Origin of the sequence: Streptomyces sp. SP18CS02, from assembly GCF_036322365.1 — a bacterium.
GTDB lineage: Bacteria > Actinomycetota > Actinomycetes > Streptomycetales > Streptomycetaceae > Streptomyces.
Genome location: NZ_JAQYXC010000243.1, coordinates 15,804 through 40,236, shown reverse-complemented (window position 1 = coordinate 40,236; position 24,433 = coordinate 15,804). Strand labels below are relative to the sequence as shown.

Sequence of the window (24,433 nt, the reverse complement as noted above, 5' to 3'; positions counted from 1 at the left end):
CCGACGGGCCCGTCCGCATCGCGGACGGGCCTGTCTGTTGCGCACTACTTGTATCTATGCTGTGTGCATGCCTTCCGCACCCCCCGCCGCCGACCGCGTCTACACCCACGTCAAGCAGGCGGTCCTGGACCGCCGTTACGAGGGCGGCACGCTCCTCACCGAGGGCGAGCTCGCCGAGGCCGTCGGGGTGTCCCGCACACCCGTGCGCGAGGCGCTGCTCAAACTGGAGATGGAAGGGCTCCTCAAGCTCTACCCCAAGAAGGGCGCCCTGGTCCTCGCCGTCTCCGCGCAGGAGATCACGGACGTGGTGGAGACCCGGCTGCTGGTGGAGGAGTTCGCCGTCCGCAAGGCCGTACCGGCCTCCGCGCGCCTCGTCGAGCGGCTGGAGGAACTGCTGGAGGAGCAGCGGCAGCGCGCCGAACACGGCGACCTCGCCGCCGTCGCCGTGACCGACCGCTGCTTCCACCTGGAGATCGTCCGCAACGCCGGCAACGAGATCCTCTCCCGTCTCTACGACCAGATGCGCGACCGGCAGCTGCGGATGGGCGTCGCCGTCATGGAGGCCCACCCCGACCGGGTCGCCAAGAACATCGCCGAGCACGCCGAGATCCTCCAGGCCATCCGCGCCGGTGACGCCGAGGGCGCCGCCCGCTGTGTGCACCGCCACGTCAGCCGGGTCAAGGTCCTGGTCCGGGGTGAGGACCGGTGAGCGCGGGCACCGTCGGACTGCCGTCCGACCCTCCCGGAGGGAGGCGGGCCGCCCTGGTCTGGGGGGTCGGTGTCGCCGTCTACTTCGTCGCCGTCATCTTCCGTACGTCCCTGGGCGTGGCCGGCCTCGACGCCGCCGACCGTTTCGGCATCAACGCCTCGGCACTCTCCACCTTCTCCATACTCCAGCTGCTCGTGTACGCGGGCATGCAGATACCCGTCGGCCTGATGGTCGACCGGCTCGGCACCAGGAAGGTCCTGACCCTGGGCGTCGTACTGTTCACGGTGGGACAGCTGGGCTTCGCGTTCTCACCCTCGTACGGGACGGCCCTCGCCTCACGCGCCCTGCTCGGCTGCGGTGACGCCATGACGTTCATCTCCGTGCTGCGGCTGGGCTCCCGCTGGTTCCCCGCCCGGCGCGGGCCGCTGATAGCCCAGGTCGCCGCGCTCTTCGGAGTGGCGGGCAACCTGGTGTCCACGATCGTCATCTCGCGGACGCTCGACGGACTGGGCTGGACGACCACGTTCGCCGGCAGCGCGGCGGCGGGCGTCCTGGTGCTCGCGCTGCTCCTGCTCTTCCTGAAGGACCACCCCGAGGGCCACGAGCCCGCTCCCGCGGAACACGCCGGACCGGCGTTCCTGCGCCGCCAGATAGCGCAGTCCTGGCGGGAGCCCGGCACCCGGCTCGGCATGTGGGTCCACTTCACCACCCAGTTCCCCGCCATGGTGTTCCTGCTCCTGTGGGGCCTGCCCTTCCTCGTCGAGGCACAGGGCATGTCCCGGGGCACGGCCGGTGAACTGCTCACCCTGGTGGTGCTCTCCAACATGGTGGTGGGGCTCGCGTACGGCCAGATCATCGCCCGGCACCACTCGGCGAGGGCACCTCTCGCCCTCGGAACCGTCGCGGCCACGGCGGTGGTGTGGGCGGCCACCCTCGCGTACCCCGCCGACCGGGCCCCCATGTGGCTGCTGATCACCCTCTGCACGGTCCTCGGGGCGTGCGGCCCGGCGTCGATGATCGGGTTCGACTTCGCCCGCCCGGCCAATCCGCCGGAGCGTCAGGGGACCGCGTCGGGCATCGTCAACATGGGCGGCTTCACCGCGTCGATGACGACACTGCTGGCGGTCGGCGTGCTGCTGGACGCGACCGGCGACAACTACCGGGTGGCGTTCGCGTCGGTCTTCGTGCTCCAGGCGGTCGGGGTCGCGCAGATCCTGCGCCTGCGGGCCCGCACGGCCCGGCGCGAGCGGGAACGGCTGGTCGCGAGCCGCGTGGAGGCCGTGCACGTCCCGGTATGACCGCGGGTGAGGGCCCCGGGCGCGGCCGGACGGCCGGACGCCCGGACAGCGACCGATGGCGGCCGACGGCGGCCGGGCGGGAGGCGCGCGGTGGACGGCTCGGCGGGGGCGGGAACGCGCTACGGCGTCACCGCGAGGTTGTTCAGGATCGCCGCCGCCAGGTCCGTGTCGCCCTCCGTCCTGACCCGGTCCGCGACGGCCGCCGGGCGCACCCGCCCGCAGGCCAGCCGCATGTACGTCTCCCAGTCCATGGCGATCGTCGCGGCGGGACCCAGCGACGGCGCGCCGTCCACCGTCCCGTGGCCGTTCGCGTCCACGCGGACCGTGCGCAGGAACTCCACCGGGCCGTGGATGTCGAAGACGACGGCCGAGTTCGGCGGCGCGCCCGCGTCCTTGGCGACCACCTTCGGCAGGACGTGCAGGAAGTTGTCCCGGGCCACATAGGCGCCGGGGGAGTCCAGGTTGCCCGGCCGGCCCAGCGCGGTGCGCAGGTCCTGCTCGTGCACCCACACGTCGAACGCCCGCATCCGGTACGCCAGTTCCAGGGACTGCTCGGCGCCGAGGGGGGCGCGGATCAGGGTGTCCGGGGAGCGGGTCTCGTTGCGCAGCTGACGGGCGCGGCGGATGAGGGTGTACTCCAGCTCCGCGGTCATCTCCGGACCGGTGTGGTGCCGCCGTACATCGACCTGCATCTCCATGTAGCGGGCGAAGTCACTGCGCACATGGTAGAGATCGCGCGGCAGCGAGTGGATGGGCCGCGGATCGCCGAGCATCTCGCACTCCATGCCGATGATGTGCGAGACGATGTCGCGCACCGACCAGCCGGGGCAGGGGGTGGCGCGATTCCACTCACCCTCGACAAGTGGCTGCACCAGCTCGGATATCGCCTCGATGGAGTGGGTCCAGGCGTCGGCGTAAGTCTGGAGGCTGGGATGGACGGTCACGGGACCCCTCGGGCGGTTGGTGCGCGGGCTGGGTGCTGTAGGAGCTAAATTACGCTGACCTCAGGCACCTCGGCAGTGCTTTCGTGTGACGATCGTAGGCCCGTGTTGACGGCTTGAAATGCCAGGACGGTGGTAGTGTGCGCGCCTCGTTGATCCAGATCGCAGTAGACCCGGACGAAGCAGTCGATACCCGAAGGCAGCGCGTCGCCGCGCTGGTCCGTGAACGACGCGGCGCGGACCTGGTCGTCCTGCCGGAGCTCTGGCCGGTGGGCGCCTTCGCCTACGAGCTGTTCGCCGATGAGGCCGAACCGCTGGAAGGCCCGACGTACGCGGCGATGGCCGAGGCCGCCCGGGACGCCGGGGTCTGGCTGCACGCCGGCTCCATCGTCGAACGGGACCCGGACGGAACGCTGTTCAACACCTCGCTCGTCTTCTCGCCCGCCGGTGAGCTGGTCCGCTCGTACCGGAAGATCCACCGCTTCGGCTTCGACCAGGGCGAGGCCGTGCTGATGGCTCCGGGCGAGGATCTGGTGACCGTGCCGCACCCGGAGCTCCCGTTCGGCGTGGCCACCTGCTACGACCTGCGCTTCCCCGAGCTGTTCCGGGGCCTCGTCGACGCCGGCGCGCTGGCCTTCGTCGTCCCCGCCGGCTGGCCGGCCCGCCGCCGCGAGCACTGGACGCTGCTGGCCAGGGCCCGCGCGGTGGAGAACCAGGCATACGTCCTGGCCTGCGGCACCGGCGGCACCCACGCGGGCGTGGAGCAGGCCGGGCACAGCATCGTCGTCGACCCGTGGGGCGAGGTGCTGGCCGAGGCGGGCGCCGGCGAGGAGGTGCTCGACGTGGAGCTGGACCCCGCGAAGGTCACGGCCACCCGCGACCAGTTCCCGGCCCTCAAGGACCGTCTGCTGGGCCTGAGCGCCCCCCGACGCTGACACCGTCGTCCGCGCCCCGCCGTACCCCCGGGTGACCCGCCGGGTACGGCGGGCGCGGCGCTCCGGGACGCGCCGGCCCGGGCCCGGCCGGTGACCGGGGCGGCTCGTCCCGCCCGGGCGGGGGCCCGCGTCGTACCGGTGTGATCCGGCGTTCACGACCGGATGGCACTCTTGAAGCATGAACGATGCCGCCCCGGCGCCCACCCCCGCGCCCGCGCCCCGCCGTGCCCGTGTCCGTGCCCCCGAGCTGATCGGCAAGGGCGGCTGGCTCAACACCGGCGGGAAGGAACTGAAGCTCGCCGACTTCCGGGGTCGCGTATTGATCCTGGATTTCTGGACGTTCTGCTGCATCAACTGCCTGCACGTCCTGGACGAGCTGCGGGAGCTGGAGGAGAAGCACCGGGACACGGTGGTGATCGTCGGGGTGCACTCGCCGAAGTTCGTGCACGAGGCCGAGCACCAGGCCGTCGTCGACGCCGTCGAGCGGTACGAGGTGCACCACCCGGTGCTGGACGACCCCGAGCTCGCCACCTGGAAGCAGTACGCCGTACGGGCCTGGCCCACTCTCGTCGTCATCGACCCCGAGGGGTACATCGTCGCCCAGCACGCCGGTGAGGGGCACGCCACGGCCATCGCGACGCTCGTCGAGGAGCTGGAGGCCGAGCACGAGGCCAAGGGCACCCTGCGGCGCGGCGACGGGCCCTATGTGGCGCCCGAGCCGGTCGCCACCCATCTGCGCTTCCCCGGCAAGGCGATCCTCCTGGACGGCGGGAACCTCCTGGTCTCGGACACCACGCGCCACCAGCTGGTCGAGCTCGCCGCGGACGGCGAGAGCGTCGTCCGCCGGTTCGGCACCGGCGAGCGCGGGCTCGTGGACGGCAAGGCCGACGAGGCCCGCTTCAACGAGCCGCAGGGGCTGGCCGCGCTCCCCGACGGCCGGGTGGTCGTCGCCGACACCGTCAACCACGCCCTGCGGGTCCTCGACCCGGTCAGCGGGGAGACCGGCACGCTCGCCGGAACCGGCAAGCAGTGGTGGCAGGGCTCCCCCACCTCCGGGCCGGCGCGTGAGGTGGCGCTGTCCTCGCCGTGGGACGTCGCGTGGTGGCAGGGCAAGGTCTGGATCGCCATGGCGGGCGTCCACCAGCTGTGGTCGTACGACCCGGACGGCCCGGCCGGAGGCACCGTCCGGGTGGCGGCGGGCACCACCAACGAGGGCCTGGTGGACGGGCCGGCCGCCGAGGCGTGGTTCGCCCAGCCGTCCGGGCTCGCGGCGGCCGGGGAGCGGCTGTGGATCGCGGACTCGGAGACCAGCGCCCTGCGCTGGATCGACCTGGAGGGCGCGGTCCACACGGCGGTCGGCACCGGTCTGTTCGACTTCGGGCACCGGGACGGCGAGGCCGCCCAGGCGCTGCTGCAGCACCCGCTGGGCGTCACCGCGCTGCCCGACGGCTCGGTCGCCGTCTGCGACACGTACAACCACGCCCTGCGCCGCTACGACCCGGCGAGCGGCGAGGTCACCACGGTGGCGACCGATCTGCGGGAGCCGAGCGACGCGGTGCTGGTGGGCGAGGAGATCGTGGTCGTCGAGTCCGCACGGCACCGGCTGACCCGGCTGCGGCTGCCCGAGGAGGCCGTCCAGGTGGACGCCGTGGCGCACCGTACGCGGCGTGAGGCGACCGAGATCGCGCCCGGCACGCTGCGGGTGGACGTGGTGTTCCGCGCGCCGGCCGGCCAGAAGCTGGACGAGCGGTACGGCCCGTCGACCCGGCTGCTGGTCTCCTCGACGCCGCCGGAGCTCCTGGTGGCGGGTGAGGGCACCGGCACGGACCTCAGCCGTGAGGTGACGCTCGATCCGGCGATCACCGAGGGCGTGCTGCACGTGTCGGCGATGGCGGCGTCGTGCGACGACGACCCGGCGAACGAGTACCCGGCCTGCCATGTGCACCAGCAGGACTGGGGCGTCCCGGTGAAGGTCACGGAGCGGGGCGTCTCGCGCCTCCCGCTGATCCTCGCCGGTCTCGACGAGCCGCGGGAGGGCGACCGGGAGGGGACGGTCTAGTAGGCGAGGCCCTGGTGCCGGGACGGTCTTCCGGCCGCCCCGTCCAGGCAGCCGGCCACCCACTCCGCCGGGTTGTGGGTGGCCTTGGGGCCGCCCAGCCCTTCGGTCTCCATGCGTGCGCACCCCCCGCCGAGGAGCTCGCGCACCCGGTCGCCGTGCACGTCGTACTGGCGGATGCGGGTGCCCTGGACGAACCCGGCCTCGTAAGCGATGTCCGTGCCCCACGGGGGACGCTCGTGGTACGTGGTGATGATCAGTCCGCCCACCGTGAGGCAGGCGGCCGCCGCGGCGGCGACGGCGGTGACGAACCCGCGTCGCGTCGGCCCCCTTGTGGCGTACGAGGGCCGTGTGGTGTCCCAGCAGAACCATGCCGGACACCGTGTCAGGCCCGGCCTTTCGCGGACGTTTCGCGGCCGGGCGTCGGTGAGGGCGTCGGCGGCGGGGTCAGTAGCGCCGCTCGTCCTGCGGGTCGACCACCGTCGGCGCCACGGGCGGGACGATGGCCCGGCGGCGGCGCGCGATGCTGGTGAACGTCGCGACTCCGATGATGCCGACCGCCATCAGGATCAGTCCGACCAGGTCGAGGTTGACGCTCTCGGCCTCCCAGTCGGTCGCGAAGGTGAGGATCGCCCCCACCCCGATGAGAACAATGCAGCCACCCAGGCCCATGAATCCCGCCTCCTCGTCAGCGTAGGCGTTCCGGGTACCCCCTCCCGGAACGCCTACGCAACGACGTGGCGAGCGGCGTCACTTCACGTCGGCGTGGTCCGTCACGCCGTGGCTCCGCAGGTGCGCGCAGCCCGGGTGCCCGGGTGCCCGGCGAGCCGGCTGCCGTCGCCGGCCGCGCGGACCCCTCACCGGTCGTCCGGTCCTACCGGACGTCGACGGACGCCTCGACCGAGGGGCTCGCGAGGTGCTTGTCGTTCGGGAACTGGTGCAGGGCGAAGAAGGTGCCGTCGCCGCGCTCCTTGACGTTCTTGGTGAACGTGCCGTTGGCGGCGGACTTCACCTCGGTGACCAGCTGGGACTGGGTGGTGCCGTGGGGCCGGAAGTAGATGAGCACCGGCTTGTCGGCGTATGCCTGCCAGCTCGGCGTGCGGTGGAGCAGCGTGCCGGAGATCGTGACCCAGCCGCCCTTGGCGACCGTGGCGGGCGCGGCCTTGTAGTCCTTGATGCGGGTCTCGGCGCGGCCCGCGTACAGGACCGGGCTCATCGAGGACGCGACGGTCGCCGAGCCGGCGTAGGCGGCGCGGTAGTAGCCGGTCGGCTTGGCGGGGATGGTCTCGTAGAACCAGCCGTCCTTGTCGATCGGGATCGTCTTCAGCCTGGACCAGCCGTCCGTGCCGGTGCGGGACTCCTGGATCTCGACGGTGTGCACGGGCAGCGGGGCGCCCTCGACGTCCACGCTTCCGTACACGAGGAGTTCGGAGTTGCCGTTGAGCGAGGCGTTGTAGCCGGTGACGGCCGAGGTGGCGATGGAGTCGAAGGCGACCGGTACGACCGGCTTGTTGGAGAACCAGCCCTGGTGCGTGGCCTCCACCCGCAGCGAGCTGCCGACGGCCGGGACGGTCGTGTCGATGCTGAAGCGGCCGTCCCGGTCGGTGAGGCCGAGGCGCAGGTTCTCCCCGCGCTCGTCGGTGATCTGCAGCCTGACCAGATCGGCGGTCTTCCAGACGCCGGCGTCGTCGAAGTCGACCTTGCCGCTGATGGTGACGGGCGCGCCGAAGGCGCCGCCGTGCTGCGTCTTGTCCAGCGTGATGCGGGCCGGCAGTTTCCTGGCGGTGATGGTCTTCGTGCCGCTGTGGGCCGCGCCGTAGCGGGCGAAGACCTCGATGGGCTTGTACGAGTCGGCGCCCACCCAGTGGGTGAACCTGCCCTCGTGGTCGGTGTCGATGTACCCGGGGACGAAGTCTTCCTCGGACGAGACGAACAGGACCTTCCTGTCCACCAGCGGCTTGCGCTCGTGGGTGATCGGCTGCCATTCGACGAGTCGGCCGCTGACCTCCACCACCGGGTCGTCGGCCGTGGGGTTCGCGTTGTCGGGCCCGAAGCTCTCGAAGAGGGGCTGTGCGGTGTAGTCGTAGGTGCCGGCGTCCTTGAGCGTGGTCTCGTCGCCGTCGGTCTCGGTGATGACGAGGTCCACGGCGAACTTGCCGGTGATCTCCAGTCCGACGTCGCTGGTGGTGATCCAGTCGCCGGTCTTCCGGTCGCCTTCGGCGACCTGGAAGTCGTGGACGGTGTCGATGGCGACGTCCTCGCCGGTGCGGTGGATGACCGCGCGGATGGCCGTGACGTCGCTGTCGGTCCTCAGGTCGTCGATGAAGAGGTGGCCGAGCTTCTGCTGGTGGTGCGCGACCGACCCGATGGTCGCCTGGCCGTCGGCCGCGAAGGCGGTGCCGGGCACCGCGAGAGCGCCCAGCACCACGGACGTGGACAGGGCAAGGGAAATGCTGTGTCTCAACTGAGTGTCCCCCCGGACATATCAAGGGGCGCGTGTGAGAGAAAGGTCCGCAAGTGGTCGGAGTGACGCGCCCCGACCCCCACATCCTACGGGGGCCGGGGCGTGTCGCCCACTGGGTTTGTCAGTCCGTCAGAAACGCCGTCAGCGCGTTGGCGAGGAGGAACGGGTCGTCCGCGCCGCACAGTTCACGGGCGCTGTGCATCGACAGGATCGCCACGCCGATGTCCACCGTGCGGATGCCGTGCCGGGCGGCGGTGATCGGTCCGATCGTGGTTCCGCACGGCATGTCGTTGTTGGAGACGAACGACTGCCACGGCACGCCCGCCTTCTCGCACGCCGCCGCGAAGACCGCCCGGCCGCTGCCGTCCGTCGCGTACCGCTGGTTGACGTTGACCTTGAGGATGGGGCCGCCGTTGGCGCGCGGGTGGTGCGTCGGGTCGTGGCGCTCGGCGTAGTTGGGGTGCACCGCGTGCCCGGTGTCCGACGACAGGCAGACGGTCCCGGCGAAGGCCCGGGCCTTGTCCTCGTAACCGCCGCCGCGCGCGAGGACGGACCGCTCCAGGACGTTGCCGAGCAGCGGCCCCTGGGCGCCGGTGTCGGACTCCGAGCCGTTCTCCTCGTGGTCGAACCCGGCGAGTACGGGGATGTGGTCGAGCCTGTCGGACGCCGAGGCGGCGATCAGCGCGGCCACGCCCGCGTGGACGGACATCAGGTTGTCCATGCGCGGGCCCGCCAGCAGCTCACGGTCCCGTCCGAGGTAGGCGGGCGGCTCGATGGAGTGCACCATCAGGTCCCAGCCGGCCACCTCGCCGGAGTCCAGCCCCGCCTCGTCGGCGACGAAGCGGATCAGGTCGCCCTCGTGGACGTCGTCGCCCAGGCCCCAGATCGGCTGCATATGGCGCTGGCGGTCGAGCTTCAGCCCGTCGTTGGCCTGCCGGTCGAGGTGGATCGCCAGCTGCGGCACCCGCAGCAGCGGCCGGTCGATGTTCACCAGCCGGTGGCTGCCGTCGCGCAGGGTCAGCCGGCCGGCCAGTCCCAGGTCGCGGTCGAGCCAGGTGTTGAGCAGCGTTCCGCCGTACGTCTCGACGGCGACCTGCCGCCAGCCGTGTGCCCCGGTGTCGGGCTGCGGCTTCACACGGAGGTTGGGCGAGTCGGTGTGGGCGCCCACGATCCGGAACGGGGTGTGCGGGGCGGCTCCCTCCGGTACGTACCAGGCGATGACGGCGCCACCCCGGACGACGTACTTGCCGCCGCTCGTCGCGTCCCACGCGGCGGTCTCCTCGACCTGGCGGAAGCCGGCCTTCTCCAGCCGTTCCCCCGCGTTGGCCACGGCGTGGTACGGCGAGGGCGAGGCCGCCAGGTAGGTCATCAGGTCGTCGGTGTGGCCGCGGTCGAAGCGGGCGGATGAGCTGCTCATGCCCACACCATATGCGTGGCCCGGGGCGGCCAACGGGGCGTTGTGACCAACCGGTCCGTTCCGGTCCGGCGAGCGGGCCACGTTCCGTTGTCAGTGGTGCCTGTCAGTATCGGGAGCAGTCCGCTGAACGCGACCGGAGGTGCACTGGTGACAACGATGACCGCGCCCGTCTGCGCCGCATGCGAGGCACCCGGGGCGCAGTGGAGCGCCCCGCTCGGGATGCCGCTCTGCGCGGCGTGCACGAGCGCCGCGACGGGCACGCCGGAGCGGGATCCGGTGCGCCTCGGGGACATTCTGCCGGTGACCGCCGCGTCACTGCGGATACCCGTGCCGTCGCCGCGCACCGGCTCGCCCATGACCTGTCGTCACTGCGGTGGAGCCGCCCTGTGGCATCGCACGGTGGGCGGCGGGTGGGTGGCGGTCGAGCCGGGTTCCCGGCCCGCCGCGGCCGTGCCGCGGGGCGAGCGCTGGCACATCGCGGGCGACGGCACGGCCGTCAATCTGCGCGGTGCGGTGCCGTCGGACACCTGCCGGGTCAGCCACTTCTTCGTCTGCCCGCGCGGGCGGGGCGGCCTGGCGGCTGACGCTCGTGAGGGCCGTGAGGGCCGTGAGGGGACGGGGAGGGCGGTGTAGGGGGGCGCGGGACGGCGTGCGGGGAGCCGGGGAGCAGAGGGGCGCCGCGCCGGCGGGGGTACGACGGCGGCCCGCCCCCGTTTCCCGGGAGCGGGCCGCCGTCGTAGGAGAGGAGATCTAGAAGGCCGCCTCGTCCAGCTCCATCAGAGAGTTGTCGACCGCCTCGGCCAGCGCGCGCTCGGTCGAGACGCCCGGCAGGACGTTGGCGGCGAAGAACTTCGCGGCCGCGATCTTGCCCTGGTAGAAGGCGCGGTCCTTGTTGGACGCCGTCTCCAGCTTCTCGGCCGCCACCGCCGCGCCGCGCAGCAGCAGGTAACCGACGACGACGTCACCGGAGGCCATCAGCAGGCGGGTGGTGTTGAGACCGACCTTGTAGATGTTCTTGACGTCCTCGCCGGTGGCCGTGAGGTCCGTCAGCATCGTGCCGACGATCGCCTCCAGGTCGACGGCGGCCTTGGCGAGCGCGTCGCGGGCGGGGGCCAGCTCCTCGCCGCCGGTGCCGACGGCCAGGAACTTCTTGATCTCCTCGGCGAGGGCGTTCAGCGAGGCACCCTGGTCGCGGACGATCTTCCGGAAGAAGAAGTCCTGGCCCTGGATGGCCGTGGTGCCCTCGTAGAGGGTGTCGATCTTGGCGTCGCGGATGTACTGCTCGATCGGGTACTCCTGGAGGTACCCGGAGCCGCCGAAGGTCTGGAGCGACTGGGCGAGCAGCTCGTAGGACTTCTCGGAGCCGTAGCCCTTGACGATCGGCAGGAGCAGGTCGTTCAGGCCGTGCAGCGCCTTGGAGTCCTCGCCCGCGGCCTCCTTGACGGCGATCTCGTCCTGGACGGTGGCCGTGTACAGCACGAGGGAGCGCATGCCCTCGGCGTACGCCTTCTGCGTCATGAGCGAGCGGCGCACGTCCGGGTGGTGCGTGATGGTGACCTTCGGCGCGGTCTTGTCCATGAAGTTCGCCAGGTCGGTGCCCTGGACGCGCTCCTTGGCGTACTCCAGCGCGTTCAGGTAACCCGTCGACAGGGTGGCGATCGCCTTCGTGCCGACCATCATGCGCGCGAACTCGATGATCATGAACATCTGGCGGATGCCGTCGTGCTTGTCGCCGACCAGCCAGCCCTTGGCGGGGTGCTGGTCGCCGAACGTCATCTCGCAGGTGTTGGACGCCTTGAGGCCCATCTTGTGCTCGACGTTGGTGGCGTACACGCCGTTGCGCTCACCCAGCTCGCCGGTCTCCCAGTCGAAGTGGAACTTCGGCACCAGGAAGAGCGACAGGCCCTTGGTGCCCGGACCGGCACCTTCGGGACGGGCGAGGACGTAGTGGAAGATGTTCTCCTCCATGTCGTGCTCACCGGACGTGATGAAGCGCTTCACGCCCTCGATGTGCCAGGAGCCGTCCTCCTGCTGCACGGCCTTGGTGCGGCCCGCGCCCACGTCCGAGCCGGCGTCCGGCTCGGTGAGGACCATGGTGGAGCCCCAGCGCTTCTCGACGGCGATACGGGCGATCTTCTTCTGCGCCTCGTTGCCCTCCTCGAAGAGGATGCCGGCGAAGGCCGGGCCGGAGGAGTACATCCACACGGCCGGGTTGGCGCCGAGCAGGAACTCCGCGTACGCCCAGATCAGCGAGCGCGGCGACGTCGTGCCGCCGATCTCCTCGGGGATGCCCAGGCGCCAGTACTCGGAGTCCATGAACGCCTTGTAGGACTTCTTGAACGATGCCGGGACCGGCGCCGTGTTCGTCTCCGGGTCGAAGACCGGCGGGTTGCGGTCCGCGTCGGTGAAGGACTCGGCGAGGTCGTTCTCGGCGAGGCGGCAGAGCTCGTCGAGGATGCTCTTGGCGGTCTCGACGTCCATCTCCCCGAACGGACCGGTGCCGTACACCTTGTCGCGGCCGAGCACCTCGAAGAGGTTGAACTCGATGTCGCGGAGATTCGACTTGTAGTGCCCCATGGCGACGGCTCCGTAAGGCTCGGGAGGCGGGATCCTCGTACACGTACCAGTAAGTAGCTACGATGATGCTACCCGTCGGTAATAAGAGCAACCCCCCTCGGGTCATCTGTGACGCGTCTCTATCCGCCCGGGGTGCGCGACGGCGTGGAGCGGGGACGCGGGGGCCGCCCGTACGAGCGTCCGCGCACGGTGTGACGCGGGCGGGTGCGGGACGTGACGGGGACGCGTGCGGTGCGTGTACGAGGTGGCGCGCGGTACGGGGCACGGCGGGGCGCGGGGCGCCGGGGGGCGGATGCCGGACGGGTCCAGGGCCCCCGGCTCATCCTGGGCGCCGGGGAAGCGCCTGTCCGGGTGTGTGCGCGGGTCACCTCCCGCACCACCCCGCACCGGCGGCCCGCGCGACAGGTGCGGCGGGTGCGGCGGGTGACGGGGCGGCGGGCGCTCGGAGCGCCGGGCGGGCCCGGCCGGGAGACCCGGCCTGCCCGGGGGCTCAGTGCACGAAGGTGTAGCTGAGCCAGGGAGTGGCGTCGGGCGCGATGTCGTCCGCCGACATGGTCGGCACGTAGATCGACTCCTTGCCCGAGCAGTCGGGCGTCGGGTACAGGACCATGTCGTTCAGCGTGTCGTTCTCGACCTCGACGGCGCCGGGGGCCGTGATCTTGTGGCAGCCCGTCACCGGCGGGCTCGTCAGGGTGGTGTGGTGCCCGTCCGCGGTCAGGTACGTGAGGGTCCCGACCGCCGTGCGGCCCATGCCCGAGCAGCCCGCGACGGCCGCCGCCAGGAACACCGCGCCGACGGCGACTCGGATACGCCGGTGACCGGACATGGCCGCTCCTCGTCTGTGGTTCCGCGCTCGTGCTCGCCACCCTGCCGGTCCGCCGGCCGGACGGCATGCCGGAGGGGGCCGTCCGGGGGACGGCGGCGGCCCGTCGGGGCGCCGGGCGCGGGGCAGTTCACGGGTCGAGGGGAGTCGGGTGTACCGGCCCGGCGGGCGCGAGCCCTCGGTACTCTTACGGGCATGTACGGCTACGACCAGAACCAGGGCGCCCAGCAGCAGTACGCCCCGCCCCAGCAGGGGTACGCGCAGCAGCCGCCGCTGTACCCCGAGCCGTCGCCGCCCTCGCTCGCCGACGCGGTGCGGGCCTTCACCACCGGGTCGCTGTCCGCCGAGGACTTCCAGCAGATCTTCGCGACCTCCAAGGTGTACTGCCCGCGCGGTGACAACCCCGGATTCCTGGCGCTGCACAACACCCAGCAGCCGGTCATCCCGATGTTCACCTCCCTCAAGGAGCTGCGCAGGTACGCGGGCAAGGAGTCCAAGTACTTCGTGATCACCGGCGCCGAGGTGATCGACCTGCTGCCCACCGGGTACGGCTTCGTGCTCGACATGGAGGGCGACCACCGGATGGTCTTCGACGCGAAGGCCGTGGAGCAGATGGTCGACTTCGCGATGCGCCGCATGTACGGCTGACGGCCCGCCGGCCGCCGCCCGCTTCGTACCGAACGGGCGTGTCACCTCCGGGTGTGCCGTCTTCGGTACGCCGTCCGCCGTACGCGCCCCGCCCGCCCGCGCGCGCCGAAAGTCGTCGTACCGTGCGACTTCCGGCCGACGAGGCGGACGCCCGCGCTGCCTACTGTGCGCCGTATGCAGCAGATGAGTGAGTCCCCGTGGCGCGGAGGACCACCGCGCCCGTGCGCCGGTACGCCATCACCGGCCCCCTGGGGCGTGATGTCCTCGCCTCCGCCGAGCGGAAGCGCCCGCGCTCCAGGGACACGTCACGCTCCAGGGGCACGTCACGTTCCAGGGACCCGTCACGTTCCAGCCCGGCGAGGGCCGCTCCGGCGTGCCGTTCGCGTGCCCCTCGGGCCCGCCCGGGAGGACGGGCCGGTGATGCCGGCCGAGCGCGGGACGGGCCCGGCCGACCGGTGCGCCGTACGGCCGGAGGGCCCGGTCCCCGGCCGGTGTCCGGCGCTGCGCGCGGCGGTCCCGCCGGACGCCCCGCGGTCCCGCCGGCGGGGGGAGGTCCCGCCCGGACGACGGGGAATGCATGCGGCGGTCCGCGTGTTCCGGTAGCAAGAAGTTCAGCATTCAACTAATCTGAGGGTACGCCGCCGTTCAAGGAGGACCCGTCATGCCTGCCGTAACCGTCGAGAACCCGCTCACCCTGCCGCGTGTCGCCGCGCCGGCCGAGGCGGCCGCCCGTCCGGTGCTCGCCGTGACGACCGCGCCCACCGGCTTCGAGGGGGAGGGCTTCCCGGTGCGTCGCGCGTTCGCCGGGATCGACTACCGCCGCCTCGACCCGTTCATCATGATGGACCAGATGGGAGAGGTGGAGTACGGCGTCGGAGAGGCGAAGGGGACCCCCTGGCACCCGCACCGCGGCTTCGAGACCGTCACCTACCTGATCGACGGAACGTTCGTCCACCAGGACAGCAACGGTGGCGGCGGCACCATCCGCAACGGCGACACCCAGTGGATGACGGCGGGCTCCGGGCTGCTCCACATCGAGGCCCCGCCGGAGAACCTGGTCATGTCGGGCGGCCTCTTCCACGGCCTCCAGCTGTGGGTCAACCTGCCCGCCGCCGACAAGATGATGGACCCCCGCTACCAGGACATCCGCGGCGGCCAGGTCCAGCTCCTCACCTCCGCGGACGGCGGCGCGCTGCTGCGGGTCATCGCCGGCGAGCTGGACGGCCACGAGGGCCCGGGCATCACGCACACCCCGATCACCATGATCCACGCCACGCTGCGCCCGGGCGCCGAGGTCACGCTGCCCTGGCGGCAGGAGTTCAACGGGCTCGCGTACGTGCTGGCCGGGCGCGGCTCGGCCGGTACGGAGCGGCGGCCGGTCCGCATGGGCCAGACCGCGGTCTTCGGCGAGGGCGGCTCGCTGACCGTCCGCGCGGACGAGAAGCAGGACGGCCACACCCCCGACCTGGAGATCGTGCTGCTGGGCGGGCGGCCGATCCGTGAGCCGATGGCGCACTACGGGCCGTTCGTGATGAACAGCCAGGAAGAGCTCAGGCAGGCGTTCGAGGACTTCCAGGCCGGCCGCCTCGGACGCGTCCCGGCGGTCCACGGCATGGGCGAGAACCTCTGACGGACCGGGGGACGGACCAGGGGACGGGCCGGGGTCCTCGACGGACCGTGGGGCGGACCGGGGGCGGCGGAGGCACCGGCCCGGTTGACGGGGCGTCACCCGCCCGGGCCCGCCTACGGGCGGGCCCGTCGCGGGCGTGATCGGCTGGGGGCGTGATGCCGCTGCTGCCCGAGTCCGCCCGTCTGCTGCCCGAGCCCGTACGCCGTCTCGCCGCCTGGTGTCTCGTCATCCTGCTGGTCACCGGCGTCATGGCCGTCGCGATCTGGCTGTGCGTGACCTTCAAGACGGTCGTCACACCCGTCCTGCTGGCCCTTCTCGGGACCGCCCTCCTCGGGCCGCTGTACCGGCGGCTCGTCGCCATGAAGGTCAACCGCTCCCTCGCCGCCGGGCTGACCTGCGCGGCCGTGGTCGCCGTCGTCGGCGGCGCCGCCTACATCGTGGTCAACGCGCTCGTCGAGTCGGGCGACCAGATCGTCGCCTCCCTGCGACAGGCCGCGAGGGACCTGGCCGCCCACTTCGGCGCCGCCGGGACCTCACTGGACGACGTCGCCGCCAACTCCGAGGACCTGCTCGGCAGGTTCGGCCAGACCGCGGCCTCCGGAGTGCTCACCGGGCTCGGCGTCGTCGCCGAGACGGCCGCGGTGGCGCTCCTCGCGCTGCTGCTCGTGTTCTTCTTCCTCCGCGACTCGCCCCGGGCCGTCCGCGCCCTGCGCGCCCTGTCCCCGCGCTCCACCGGGGACACCGCCGAGGCCATGGCGCGACGCGCCTTCGAGGCCGTCGAGGGGTTCATGCGCGGCACCACCTTCATCGCGCTGATCGACGCCCTGTGCATCACCGTGGGGCTGCTCGTCCTGCGGGTGCCGGGTGCGGTCGGGCTGGGCGCGCTCGTCTTCGTCGGCGCCTACATCCCGTACCTCGGCGCCTTCATCTCCGGCGCCGTCGCCGTGCTCGTCGCGCTCGCCGACCGGGGCTTCGCCATCGCGCTCTGGGTGCTCGGCGTCGTCCTGGCGGTCCAGCTCCTGGAGGGGCACGTCCTCCAGCCCATGATCCAGAGCCGGACCGTGCAGATGCACCCGGCCGTGGTGCTGCTGGCGATCACCGCGGGCGCGTCCGTCGCCGGGATCCTCGGCATGCTGCTCTCCGTGCCGGTGACCGCCGCCGCGTTCGGCGTCTTCGGGGAGCTGCGCAAGCACTACACGGCGGGCGGTACCCACGACGGGGCGTCCTCGCCCTCGTAGAGCTCGAACCAGATCGACTTGCCCTCGCCCCGGGGATCCACGCCCCACTTGTGGGCGAGCATCTCCATCAGGACCAGGCCGCGTCCCGAGGAGGCCATCTCGCCCGGCCGCCGCTTGTGCGGCAGCTCGTCGCTGGAGTCCGCGACCTCGACCCGCAGCCGCCGGGTGCCGTGCTCGCCGGTGGCCTCCGCGATCAGCAGGGCGTCCCCGTCGGTGTGGACCAGCACGTTGGTGACCATCTCGGAGACCATCAGCACCGCCGCGTCGACCTGCTCCGCCTCCGCCCAGTCGTGCAGCAGCTCCCGCAGGTGCCCTCGGGCCCCCGCGATCCGTTCGGGCTCCGCCTGCGCGATGGTCAGGGCGGTACGGCGGGCCGCGGCCTCCTTCGACGGCGAGCCCGTGCGGCACAGCAGCAGCATCGCGATGTCGTCCTCGCGCCGGTCCGCGAGCGGGCCCGTCGTGTGGTGCGACCCCGGGCCGTGCACCGCCTCGACGAGGGTGTCGGCGAGCACCTCCAGGGACTCCCCGTCGTGCTGTTCCAGCAGGGCCCGGATGCGGCTCCAGCCGGTGTCCAGGTCGTGCCCGCCGGTCTCCAGCAGCCCGTCGGTGCAGATCATCAGGGTCTCGCCGGGCTCCAGGGTGAGCCGGGTCGTCGGATAGTCCGCGTCCGGGACGATGCCGAGCGGCAGCCCGCCGGCGGTGGGCCGCAGCATCACCGTCCCGTCGGCCATCCGGATCGCCGGATCGGGGTGGCCGGCCCGGGCGATGTCGAGCGTGCCGGTCTCCGGGTCGACCTCCAGGTACAGGCAGGTCGCGAAACGGGCGCCGTGGTCCCCCTCGACGCCGTCGGTGATCCCGTACAGGAAGCGGGAGGCGCGCGAGAGCACCGCGTCCGGCCGGTGGCCCTCGGAGGCGTACGCCCGCAGCGCGATCCGCAACTGCCCCATCAGCCCGGCGGCCCGCACGTCGTGCCCCTGCACGTCGCCGATCACGAGCGCGATCCGGCCGCCCGGCAGCTGGATCATGTCGTACCAGTCGCCGCCGACCTGGAGGCCGCCGCCCGTCGGCACGTACCGGGCCGCCACCGTCATCCCGGGGATCGCCGGGCCCAGCACCGGCATCATCGTGCGCTGGAGCCCCAGCGAGAGCTCCCGCTCGGACTCCGCGACCCCCGCCCGGGCCAGCGCCTGCGCGAGCATCCGCGCCACGGTCGTCAGCACCGAGCGCTCGTCGGGCGTGAAGACGACCGGGTACGTGAACGCCGCCATCCAGGCGCCCATGGTGCGGCCCGCCACGATCAGCGGCAGGAACGCCCAGGACGCCCGCCCGAAACGCTGGGCCAGCGGCCATGTCGTACCGAAGCGCTCCCGGTACTCGTCCGGGGAGGGCAGGTAGATCGCCCGGCCGGTCCGCACCACCTCGGCGGCCGGGTAGTCGGTGTCCAGCGGCATGTCCGAGAAGGGGACGTCGTCACCGGCGCTGTGGCCGTGGTGCCCGATGATCGTCAGCCGGTCGCCCGCCACCCCGAAGACCGCGAGCCCGTCCGGCGAGAACCCCGGCATGGACAGCGACGCCGCCACCCGCAGCACCTCGGCCGTGGACCTGGCCTCGGCCAGGGCCCGCCCCGCGTCCAGCAGGAACGCCTCCCTGGACCTGCGCCAGTCGCCCGTGACGGGGGTCCGGGCCGCGGTGCCGGGCTGCGGCTCGGCGACCTCCTGGAGGGTGCCCACCAGCTGGTAGTCCCGGCCCTTGATCAGGGGCTTGGAGCGGCTGCGCACGGTACGGACCACGCGCCCGTTCTCGTCCATGATCCGCAGCCGGGACTCGGCCAGGGTGCCCTCGGCGACCGCCAGGTTCACCACGCCGTCGATCTCGTTCCAGTCCACGGGGTGGAAGCGGGAGCGTACGGCCGCCTCGGTGAGTTCGGCGGGCTCGGCGGGCAGCCCGAGCAGCCGGGCGGCCTCCGCGTCGAGGGTGACGATCCCGGAGGCGTTGTCCCAGCGCCACAGGCCGGTCAGGATCGTGGCCAGTACGTCCTCGGTGCGCATTGCCCCACTTTAAGAAGATGGACCGATCAGCCGCCAGTGAGCGTACCGAAAGGGGATCTTGGTGCGGACGGTAACCTTGACGAGTCGAGCTATACCCCCGATCCCGAAGAGTGGATGAACGACGATGCATCGGTACAGGTCCCACACCTGCGGCGAGCTCCGCGCCTCTGACGTCGGCACCGACGTCCGGCTGAGCGGCTGGCTGCACAATCGGCGCGACCTGGGCGGCATCCTCTTCATCGATCTGCGCGACCACTACGGCATCACGCAGCTCGTCGCCCGGCCGGGCACGGCGGCCGCCGAGGTCCTCGACAAGCTGACGAAGGAGACGGTCGTCCGGGTCGACGGCAAGGTCGTCTCCCGCGGCGCCGAGAACGTGAACCCCGAGCTGCCGACCGGCGAGATCGAGATCGAGGCCGCCGAGGTCGAGGTCCTGGGCGCCGCCAAGCAGATCCCGTTCACGATCAACGCGGACGACGGCGTCAACGAGGAGCGGCGCCTGGAGTACCGCTTCCTCGACCTGCGCCGTGAGCGCATGCACCGCAACATCATGCTGCGCTCCGCCGTCATCGCCGCCATCCGCTCCAAGATGGTGGCCCTCGGCTTCAACGAGATGGCGACCCCGATCCTCGCCGCGACCTCCCCCGAGGGCGCCCGCGACTTCGTCGTCCCGTCCCGTCTGAACCCGGGCAAGTTCTACGCGCTGCCGCAGGCGCCGCAGCAGTTCAAGCAGCTGCTGATGATCTCCGGCTTCGACCGGTACTTCCAGATCGCGCCCTGCTTCCGCGACGAGGACGCCCGCGCCGACCGCTCGCCGGGCGAGTTCTACCAGCTCGACGTCGAGATGAGCTTCGTCGAGCAGGAGGACGTCTTCCAGCCGATCGAGAAGCTCATGACCGAGCTGTTCGAGGAGTTCGGCGGCGGCCGGCACGTCACCTCGCCCTTCCCGCGGATCCCGTTCCGCGAGGCGATGCTGACGTACGGCTCCGACAAGCCGGACCTGCGCGCCCAGCTGAAGCTCGTCGACATCACCGACGTCTTCGAGGGCTCGGAGTTCAAGGCGTTCGCGGGCAAGCACGTGCGCGCGCTGCCGGTGCCGGACGTCGCGTCGCAGCCCCGCAAGTTCTTCGACGGCCTCGGCGACTACGCCGTCGAGCAGGGCGCCAAGGGCCTGGCCTGGGTGCGGGTCGGCGAGGACGGCGGGCTCAGCGGCCCGATCGCCAAGTTCCTCACCGAGGAGAACGTCAAGGTCCTCACCGAGCGCCTCGGCCTCGCCGCCGGGCACGCCGTCTTCTTCGGCGCCGGCGAGTTCGACGAGGTCTCCAAGATCATGGGCGCGGTCCGGGTCGAGGCCGCCAAGCGCGCGGGCCACTTCGAGGACGGCGTCTTCCGGTTCGCCTGGATCGTCGACTTCCCGATGTACGAGAAGGACGAGGAGACCGGGAAGATCGACTTCTCGCACAACCCGTTCTCGATGCCGCAGGGCGGCCTGGAGGCCCTGGAGACCCAGGACCCGCTGGACGTCCTCGGCTGGCAGTACGACATCGTCTGCAACGGTGTCGAGCTGTCCTCCGGCGCGATCCGGAACCACGAGCCCGAGATCATGTTCAAGGCCTTCGAGATCGCGGGCTACTCGCGCGAGACGGTCGAGCAGGAGTTCGCGGGCATGCTGCGCGCCTTCGAGTTCGGCGCCCCGCCGCACGGCGGAATCGCCCCGGGCGTGGACCGCATCGTCATGCTGCTGGCCGACGAGCCGAACATCCGCGAGACGATCGCCTTCCCGCTCAACGGCAACGCCCAGGACCTGCTGATGGGCGCCCCGACGGAGCTGGACGAGGCCCGCCTGCGCGAGCTGAACCTCCAGCTGCGCAAGCCGGTCGCCGACAAGTAGCCCGACCGGCGGGCTGTGCCCCGCACGGTTCACCGGACCCCCGGCCCTCCCCAGGGCCGGGGGTCCGGTCGTACGCGGGGCCGGGACGGCCGCGTCCGGGGGCGTTCACAGCGGTCCACGGCTGACGCCCGTGTCCCCCCGTCCTCCTGATCTTGTTCACCGCCGCTCGGCACGGGCATACGGGCCCCGGAACCCGATGGTTCCGGGGCCCCTCTCCGTCATCGGGCGAATCCGGTACGAGGGGCAACCCGATCGCCCGCCATCGCGTTCCACAGGCGTGGGACACCGAACGGATAGGCGAGGAACGGATGAACAGCGGCCCCGACGGCGACTTCGAGGAGTTCGTCGCCGCCCGCGGCCCCAGGCTTCTGCGGGTCGCCTGGCTGCTGACCGGCGACGCGCACCTGGCCGAGGAACCGTCAAGAGCCAGGCCGCCAAGGCACTGCGCACCCTGCGTGCGGCACTGCCCGAACCCGCGGGGAGCAGCCGTGACCGATCCTGAGGAAGAGCTCCGGCTGCTGCTGGAGCGGGCCGTGCCCGCCCCGGGGGCGCCCGCCGACCGGATGCGCCGGGTGCGCGAGCGGGTCGAACGCCGGCGGCGGCGCCGCGGTGCCGTGGCGGGGACGGCGGTGGCCGTGGCCGGGCTGGCCCTCGCGGGCTCGCTGCTGCGGACCGGGGACCCGCACGGGACGGGCCCGCTCCAGGTGCCGCCGGCCGGTGCGCCGAGAGCGGACGCCCCGCGCGGACCGCTCGGGGCGGCGGTGGGCTATCCGGGGCTGGCCGGTCTGACGCTGAGGCTTCCGACGGGCTGGAACGGGCTGTGGGTGGAGGGCGACGCGCGGCAGAAGGCCGAAAGTGTCGGATTCGCCGGAACGGCGACCCTTACTCCGTACAAATACTCCTGTATGCATACAAGTCGTGGCCTCTGCGCGCCGATGGCGGAGCTCCCGGACGGCGGTGCGCTGCTGGAGCTGCGCCTGCGGCCGCGTGGCAAGGGCAGCCCCACGCCCGGGCCGGACGGGCTGCTCGGCGCGCAGCCCGACACGACCTGCCGGGCCCTGGGAGGAGCCAAGACGTACACCGCAGAACTCGCGGCACCGAAGGAGGCGGTCATCGACGTGACGGTCTGTCTGCGCGGTGACATCGACCGCAGGCTCGAAGAGACCCGACGCATCCTGGACGGCGCGACGTTCGGCGCCGACGCCACCCCCGTACCCGGCAGCACCGAAAGGCCCTGACATGCCCGCCCGCACCCGTGCCCGCGTCCTGACCTGCACGGCCTTCCTCCTGCTCCTGCCCCTGACCGCATGCGCGGAAGCGGGCGGCCTGCGGGACGACGGCGCCGCCCCGGCCACCGAGCGGCGCGCCACCGGCCGCAGCGCCCCGCCCGCCCCGCAGGCCCAGACGCTGCGCCCGCGCGAGATCCCGGCGCTCGGGCCGGCCGTCCGGGCCGCCGTCCCGGCGGAGGCCCGTCAGGCGGTCGTCGTCACCGGTGAGGCGCCCGACTCCAGCCGCTCGCAGGTCGTCCTCTACGAACGGCACCCGGCCGAGGGGTGGAGGCCGGTCTCCGACCCCTGGCCCGCCCACAACGCCCGGGACGGCTGGACCGACCATCACGTCCAGGGCGACCACCGCTCCCCGGTCGGCGTGTTCGGCCTCACCGACGCCGGCGGGCTCCTCGACGACCCGGGCAGCCGGCTCCCCTACGACCAGGGATCCGGCTTCGTCGCCCGGGGCACCGGCGCCCTGGGCGAACCGCTGGCGGGGTCCTTCGACTACGTCGTTGCCATCAACTACAACCGCGAGCCCGGCACGACCCCGCTCGACTGGACCCGCCCGCTGGGCGCGGAGCGCGGCGGCGGCATCTGGCTCCACGTCGACCACGACGGCCCCACCCAGGGCTGTGTCTCCCTGAAGAAGGACCGGATGCGCGAACTCCTGCGCTGGCTGGACCCGGCGAAGCGGCCGGTGGTGGTGATGGGGGACGCGGCGTCACTGGGCCGGTGAGCGGACACCCCGCCGCGACGGGGCCGGTACGCGGGAGCGTCCGGCCCCGCAACGACGGAACCGCCGCCTCCGGAGAGGCGGCGGTTCCGGGTGTCAGGGGGTCCGAGAGGGAGGTCAGTCCTTCTTCGGCTCCTCCAGGCGCGGGAACAGCACCGCGCCCTTCGTCACCGTCGCGCCGGGCCGGAGCCGGCCCCAGTCGGCCGCGCTCCGGACCGGCTGGGACGCCAGGGCCCCCAGGGACGCCTCGGCGCCCAGGGAGTCCCACAGCTTCCGGGAGGTGTCCGGCATGACCGGGTTGAGCAGGACCGCGACGGCCCGGAGGGACTCGGCCGCGGTGTAGAGGATCGTCGCCAGACGCGCCCGGCCCTCGGCCGAGTCGTCCTTGGCGACCTTCCACGGCTCCTGCTCCGTGATGTAGCCGTTGACCTGCTTCACGAAGTCGAAGATCGCCAGGATGCCGGCCTGGAAGTCCAGCTCCTCGCCGATCTTCAGGTCCGCCGTGGCGACCGCCTTGGCCAGGCCCTCGTGGATCGCACGCTCCGCGTCGCCGTCGGCCTCGGCCGCCGGCAGGGACCCCTCGAAGTACTTGCCGACCATCGCCGCCACGCGAGAGGCGAGGTTGCCGTAGTCGTTGGCGAGCTCGGAGGTGTAGCGGGCGCTGAAGTCCTCCCACGAGAACGAGCCGTCGCTGCCGAACGCGATGGCGCGCAGGAAGTACCAGCGGTAGGCGTCCACGCCGAAGTGCGAGGTCAGGTCCTGCGGCTTGATGCCGGTCAGGTTCGACTTCGACATCTTCTCGCCGCCGACCATCAGCCAGCCGTTGGCCGCGACCCGGCCGGGGACCGGCAGGCCCTGCGCCATCAGCATCGCGGGCCAGATCACCGCGTGGAAGCGGAGGATGTCCTTGCCGACCAGGTGCACGTCGGCCGGGAAGGTCGCGTCGAACTTCTCCTGGTTCGCGCCGTAGCCGACGGCCGTGGCGTAGTTCAGCAGCGCGTCGACCCACACGTAGATGACGTGCTTCTCGTCCCACGGGATCGGGATGCCCCAGTCGAAGGTCGACCGGGAGATGGAGAGGTCCTGGAGCCCCTGCCGGACGAAGTTCAGCACCTCGTTGCGGGCCGACTCGGGCTGGATGAAGCCGGGGTTCGCCTCGTAGAACTCCAGCAGCTTCGGGCCGTACTCGCTGAGCTTGAAGAAGTAGTTCTCCTCCTTGAGGATCTCCACCGGCTTCTTGTGGACCGGGCACAGCTTCGTGCCGTCCTCGGCCTCGATGAGATCACCGGGGAGCTTGTACTCCTCGCAGCCCACGCAGTAAGGGCCCTCGTACCCGCCCTTGTAGATCTCGCCCTTGTCGTACAGGTCCTGCACGAACTCCTGCACACGGTCCGTGTGCCGCTTCTCCGTCGTCCGGATGAAGTCGTCGTTCGCGATGTCCAGGTGCTCCCAGAGGGGCTTCCACGCCTCCTCGACGAGCTTGTCGCACCATGCCTGGGGCGTGACGTCGTTCGCCTCGGCCGTGCGCATGATCTTCTGACCGTGCTCGTCCGTGCCGGTGAGGTACCACACCTTCTCGCCGCGCTGACGGTGCCAGCGGGTGAGCACGTCGCCTGCGACGGTCGTGTAGGCGTGGCCCAGGTGAGGAGCGTCGTTGACGTAGTAAATGGGGGTCGTGACGTAAAACGCCTTCGCCCCCTGCTTCTCGGATCCAGTGGCCGCCATGGTCGAAATCCTATCTGTCCCGCGAAGCT

General features: G+C 71.9%; 19 protein-coding genes and 1 pseudogene. 11 read left to right on the top strand and 9 right to left on the bottom strand.

Annotated features, from left to right (window positions below):
* The first annotated feature begins 67 nt into the window (after positions 1 to 67).
* A complete protein-coding gene (locus PUR26_RS02530; protein ID WP_329868672.1) occupies positions 68 to 709 on the top strand; it encodes a GntR family transcriptional regulator in 642 nt (213 codons plus the stop codon).
* Positions 706 to 2,007 carry an MFS transporter gene (locus PUR26_RS02525; RefSeq protein WP_329868670.1) on the top strand — a complete coding sequence of 434 codons (1,302 nt, stop codon included), beginning with the start codon at positions 706 to 708 and terminating at the stop codon, positions 2,005 to 2,007. Before PUR26_RS02530 ends, PUR26_RS02525 begins: the two co-directional genes overlap by 4 nt.
* Positions 2,008 to 2,126: 119 nt before the next feature.
* Here PUR26_RS02525 and PUR26_RS02520 read toward each other — a convergent pair whose 3' ends face one another.
* The gene (locus tag PUR26_RS02520; protein ID WP_329868669.1) at positions 2,127 to 2,951 is read right to left on the bottom strand and encodes a maleylpyruvate isomerase family mycothiol-dependent enzyme; all 825 of its coding nucleotides are present in this window, start codon (positions 2,949 to 2,951) and stop codon (positions 2,127 to 2,129) included.
* 137 nt (positions 2,952 to 3,088) lie between these two features.
* Between PUR26_RS02520 and PUR26_RS02515 the strand changes: the two genes are divergently transcribed.
* Both PUR26_RS02515 and PUR26_RS02510 read left to right on the top strand, forming a co-directional pair.
* Complete coding sequence (locus tag PUR26_RS02515) at positions 3,089 to 3,883, top strand: carbon-nitrogen family hydrolase (RefSeq protein ID WP_329868668.1); 795 nt, start codon at positions 3,089 to 3,091, stop codon at positions 3,881 to 3,883.
* A 178-nt stretch (positions 3,884 to 4,061) separates the two neighbouring features.
* On the top strand, positions 4,062 to 5,942 hold the full coding sequence (locus tag PUR26_RS02510) for an NHL domain-containing thioredoxin family protein (RefSeq protein ID WP_329868666.1): 1,881 nt from the start codon (positions 4,062 to 4,064) through the stop codon (positions 5,940 to 5,942).
* On the opposite strand, the gene PUR26_RS02505 is transcribed toward PUR26_RS02510, so the two are convergent.
* The 4 genes from PUR26_RS02505 to PUR26_RS02490 form a co-directional block, all read right to left on the bottom strand.
* Positions 5,939 to 6,208, bottom strand: a complete 270-nt coding sequence (locus PUR26_RS02505; RefSeq protein WP_329868664.1) for a hypothetical protein — start codon at positions 6,206 to 6,208, stop codon at positions 5,939 to 5,941. The two genes, PUR26_RS02510 and PUR26_RS02505, sit on opposite strands and share 4 nt — an antisense overlap.
* Before the next feature lie 178 nt (positions 6,209 to 6,386).
* The gene (locus tag PUR26_RS02500) at positions 6,387 to 6,611 is read right to left on the bottom strand and encodes a DUF6458 family protein (RefSeq protein ID WP_329868662.1); all 225 of its coding nucleotides are present in this window, start codon (positions 6,609 to 6,611) and stop codon (positions 6,387 to 6,389) included.
* A gap of 202 nt (positions 6,612 to 6,813) precedes the next feature.
* A complete protein-coding gene (locus PUR26_RS02495; RefSeq protein WP_329868660.1) occupies positions 6,814 to 8,403 on the bottom strand; it encodes a hypothetical protein in 1,590 nt (529 codons plus the stop codon).
* Positions 8,404 to 8,524: 121 nt separating this feature from the next.
* Complete coding sequence (locus PUR26_RS02490) at positions 8,525 to 9,820, bottom strand: M18 family aminopeptidase (RefSeq protein ID WP_329868658.1); 1,296 nt, start codon at positions 9,818 to 9,820, stop codon at positions 8,525 to 8,527.
* Between the two features lie 156 nt (positions 9,821 to 9,976).
* On the opposite strand from PUR26_RS02490, the gene PUR26_RS02485 reads away from it, so the two are divergent.
* A complete protein-coding gene (locus tag PUR26_RS02485; protein ID WP_329868692.1) occupies positions 9,977 to 10,453 on the top strand; it encodes a DUF6083 domain-containing protein in 477 nt (158 codons plus the stop codon).
* A gap of 117 nt (positions 10,454 to 10,570) precedes the next feature.
* On the opposite strand, the gene PUR26_RS02480 is transcribed toward PUR26_RS02485, so the two are convergent.
* The gene (locus PUR26_RS02480) at positions 10,571 to 12,397 is read right to left on the bottom strand and encodes an acyl-CoA dehydrogenase (protein WP_329868656.1); all 1,827 of its coding nucleotides are present in this window, start codon (positions 12,395 to 12,397) and stop codon (positions 10,571 to 10,573) included.
* A 490-nt stretch (positions 12,398 to 12,887) separates the two neighbouring features.
* Positions 12,888 to 13,223, bottom strand: coding sequence for a hypothetical protein (locus tag PUR26_RS02475; RefSeq protein WP_329868654.1), 336 nt, complete (start codon positions 13,221 to 13,223; stop codon positions 12,888 to 12,890).
* 192 nt (positions 13,224 to 13,415) lie between these two features.
* Here PUR26_RS02475 and PUR26_RS02470 point away from each other — a divergent pair, with 192 nt between their 5' ends.
* The 3 genes from PUR26_RS02470 to PUR26_RS02460 all read left to right on the top strand — a co-directional run bounded on the left by PUR26_RS02470 (position 13,416) and on the right by PUR26_RS02460 (position 16,736).
* Entirely contained in the window at positions 13,416 to 13,868 is a 453-nt protein-coding gene (locus tag PUR26_RS02470; RefSeq protein WP_329868652.1) for an SseB family protein, read from the top strand.
* Positions 13,869 to 14,529: 661 nt separating this feature from the next.
* Positions 14,530 to 15,498 (top strand): pirin family protein, encoded by a 969-nt coding sequence (locus tag PUR26_RS02465; RefSeq protein ID WP_329868650.1) that lies wholly within the window; start codon positions 14,530 to 14,532, stop codon positions 15,496 to 15,498.
* 155 nt (positions 15,499 to 15,653) lie between these two features.
* Entirely contained in the window at positions 15,654 to 16,736 is a 1,083-nt protein-coding gene (locus tag PUR26_RS02460; RefSeq protein WP_329868690.1) for an AI-2E family transporter, read from the top strand.
* Here the strand turns inward: PUR26_RS02460 and PUR26_RS02455 are convergent.
* Positions 16,691 to 18,784, bottom strand: a complete 2,094-nt coding sequence (locus tag PUR26_RS02455; RefSeq protein WP_329868648.1) for a SpoIIE family protein phosphatase — start codon at positions 18,782 to 18,784, stop codon at positions 16,691 to 16,693. The genes PUR26_RS02460 and PUR26_RS02455 overlap by 46 nt on opposite strands.
* A 124-nt stretch (positions 18,785 to 18,908) precedes the next feature.
* Between PUR26_RS02455 and aspS the strand changes: the two genes are divergently transcribed.
* The 3 genes and pseudogenes from aspS (at position 18,909) to PUR26_RS02440 (ending at position 22,682) form a co-directional block, all read left to right on the top strand.
* Positions 18,909 to 20,675 carry an aspartate--tRNA ligase gene (gene aspS / locus PUR26_RS02450; protein ID WP_329868646.1) on the top strand — a complete coding sequence of 589 codons (1,767 nt, stop codon included), beginning with the start codon at positions 18,909 to 18,911 and terminating at the stop codon, positions 20,673 to 20,675.
* A 308-nt stretch (positions 20,676 to 20,983) separates the two neighbouring features.
* Positions 20,984 to 21,091, top strand: a pseudogene (locus tag PUR26_RS02445) (SigE family RNA polymerase sigma factor); the annotation flags it as partial.
* A gap of 823 nt (positions 21,092 to 21,914) precedes the next feature.
* Positions 21,915 to 22,682 carry a L,D-transpeptidase family protein gene (locus tag PUR26_RS02440; protein ID WP_329868644.1) on the top strand — a complete coding sequence of 256 codons (768 nt, stop codon included), beginning with the start codon at positions 21,915 to 21,917 and terminating at the stop codon, positions 22,680 to 22,682.
* 114 nt (positions 22,683 to 22,796) lie between these two features.
* Here the strand turns inward: PUR26_RS02440 and metG are convergent, their stop codons facing one another.
* Entirely contained in the window at positions 22,797 to 24,404 is a 1,608-nt protein-coding gene (gene metG / locus PUR26_RS02435; RefSeq protein ID WP_329868642.1) for a methionine--tRNA ligase, read from the bottom strand.
* Between the last annotated feature and the right edge of the window lie 29 nt (positions 24,405 to 24,433).

What these genes read in the sequence shown, in the direction of transcription:
- PUR26_RS02530 (WP_329868672.1), top strand. Translation starts at nt 68, where the DNA reads ATGCCTTCCGCACCCCCCGCCGCCGACCGCGTCTACACCCACGTCAAG.
- PUR26_RS02510 (WP_329868666.1), top strand. Translation starts at nt 4,062, where the DNA reads ATGAACGATGCCGCCCCGGCGCCCACCCCCGCGCCCGCGCCCCGCCGT.
- PUR26_RS02500 (WP_329868662.1), bottom strand. Translation starts at nt 6,611, where the DNA reads ATGGGCCTGGGTGGCTGCATTGTTCTCATCGGGGTGGGGGCGATCCTC.
- PUR26_RS02490 (WP_329868658.1), bottom strand. Translation starts at nt 9,820, where the DNA reads ATGAGCAGCTCATCCGCCCGCTTCGACCGCGGCCACACCGACGACCTG.
- PUR26_RS02485 (WP_329868692.1), top strand. Translation starts at nt 9,977, where the DNA reads ATGACCGCGCCCGTCTGCGCCGCATGCGAGGCACCCGGGGCGCAGTGG.
- PUR26_RS02480 (WP_329868656.1), bottom strand. Translation starts at nt 12,397, where the DNA reads ATGGGGCACTACAAGTCGAATCTCCGCGACATCGAGTTCAACCTCTTC.
- PUR26_RS02475 (WP_329868654.1), bottom strand. Translation starts at nt 13,223, where the DNA reads ATGTCCGGTCACCGGCGTATCCGAGTCGCCGTCGGCGCGGTGTTCCTG.
- PUR26_RS02470 (WP_329868652.1), top strand. Translation starts at nt 13,416, where the DNA reads ATGTACGGCTACGACCAGAACCAGGGCGCCCAGCAGCAGTACGCCCCG.
- PUR26_RS02465 (WP_329868650.1), top strand. Translation starts at nt 14,530, where the DNA reads ATGCCTGCCGTAACCGTCGAGAACCCGCTCACCCTGCCGCGTGTCGCC.
- PUR26_RS02460 (WP_329868690.1), top strand. Translation starts at nt 15,654, where the DNA reads ATGCCGCTGCTGCCCGAGTCCGCCCGTCTGCTGCCCGAGCCCGTACGC.
- PUR26_RS02455 (WP_329868648.1), bottom strand. Translation starts at nt 18,784, where the DNA reads ATGCGCACCGAGGACGTACTGGCCACGATCCTGACCGGCCTGTGGCGC.
- aspS (WP_329868646.1), top strand. Translation starts at nt 18,909, where the DNA reads ATGCATCGGTACAGGTCCCACACCTGCGGCGAGCTCCGCGCCTCTGAC.
- PUR26_RS02440 (WP_329868644.1), top strand. Translation starts at nt 21,915, where the DNA reads ATGCCCGCCCGCACCCGTGCCCGCGTCCTGACCTGCACGGCCTTCCTC.
- metG (WP_329868642.1), bottom strand. Translation starts at nt 24,404, where the DNA reads ATGGCGGCCACTGGATCCGAGAAGCAGGGGGCGAAGGCGTTTTACGTC.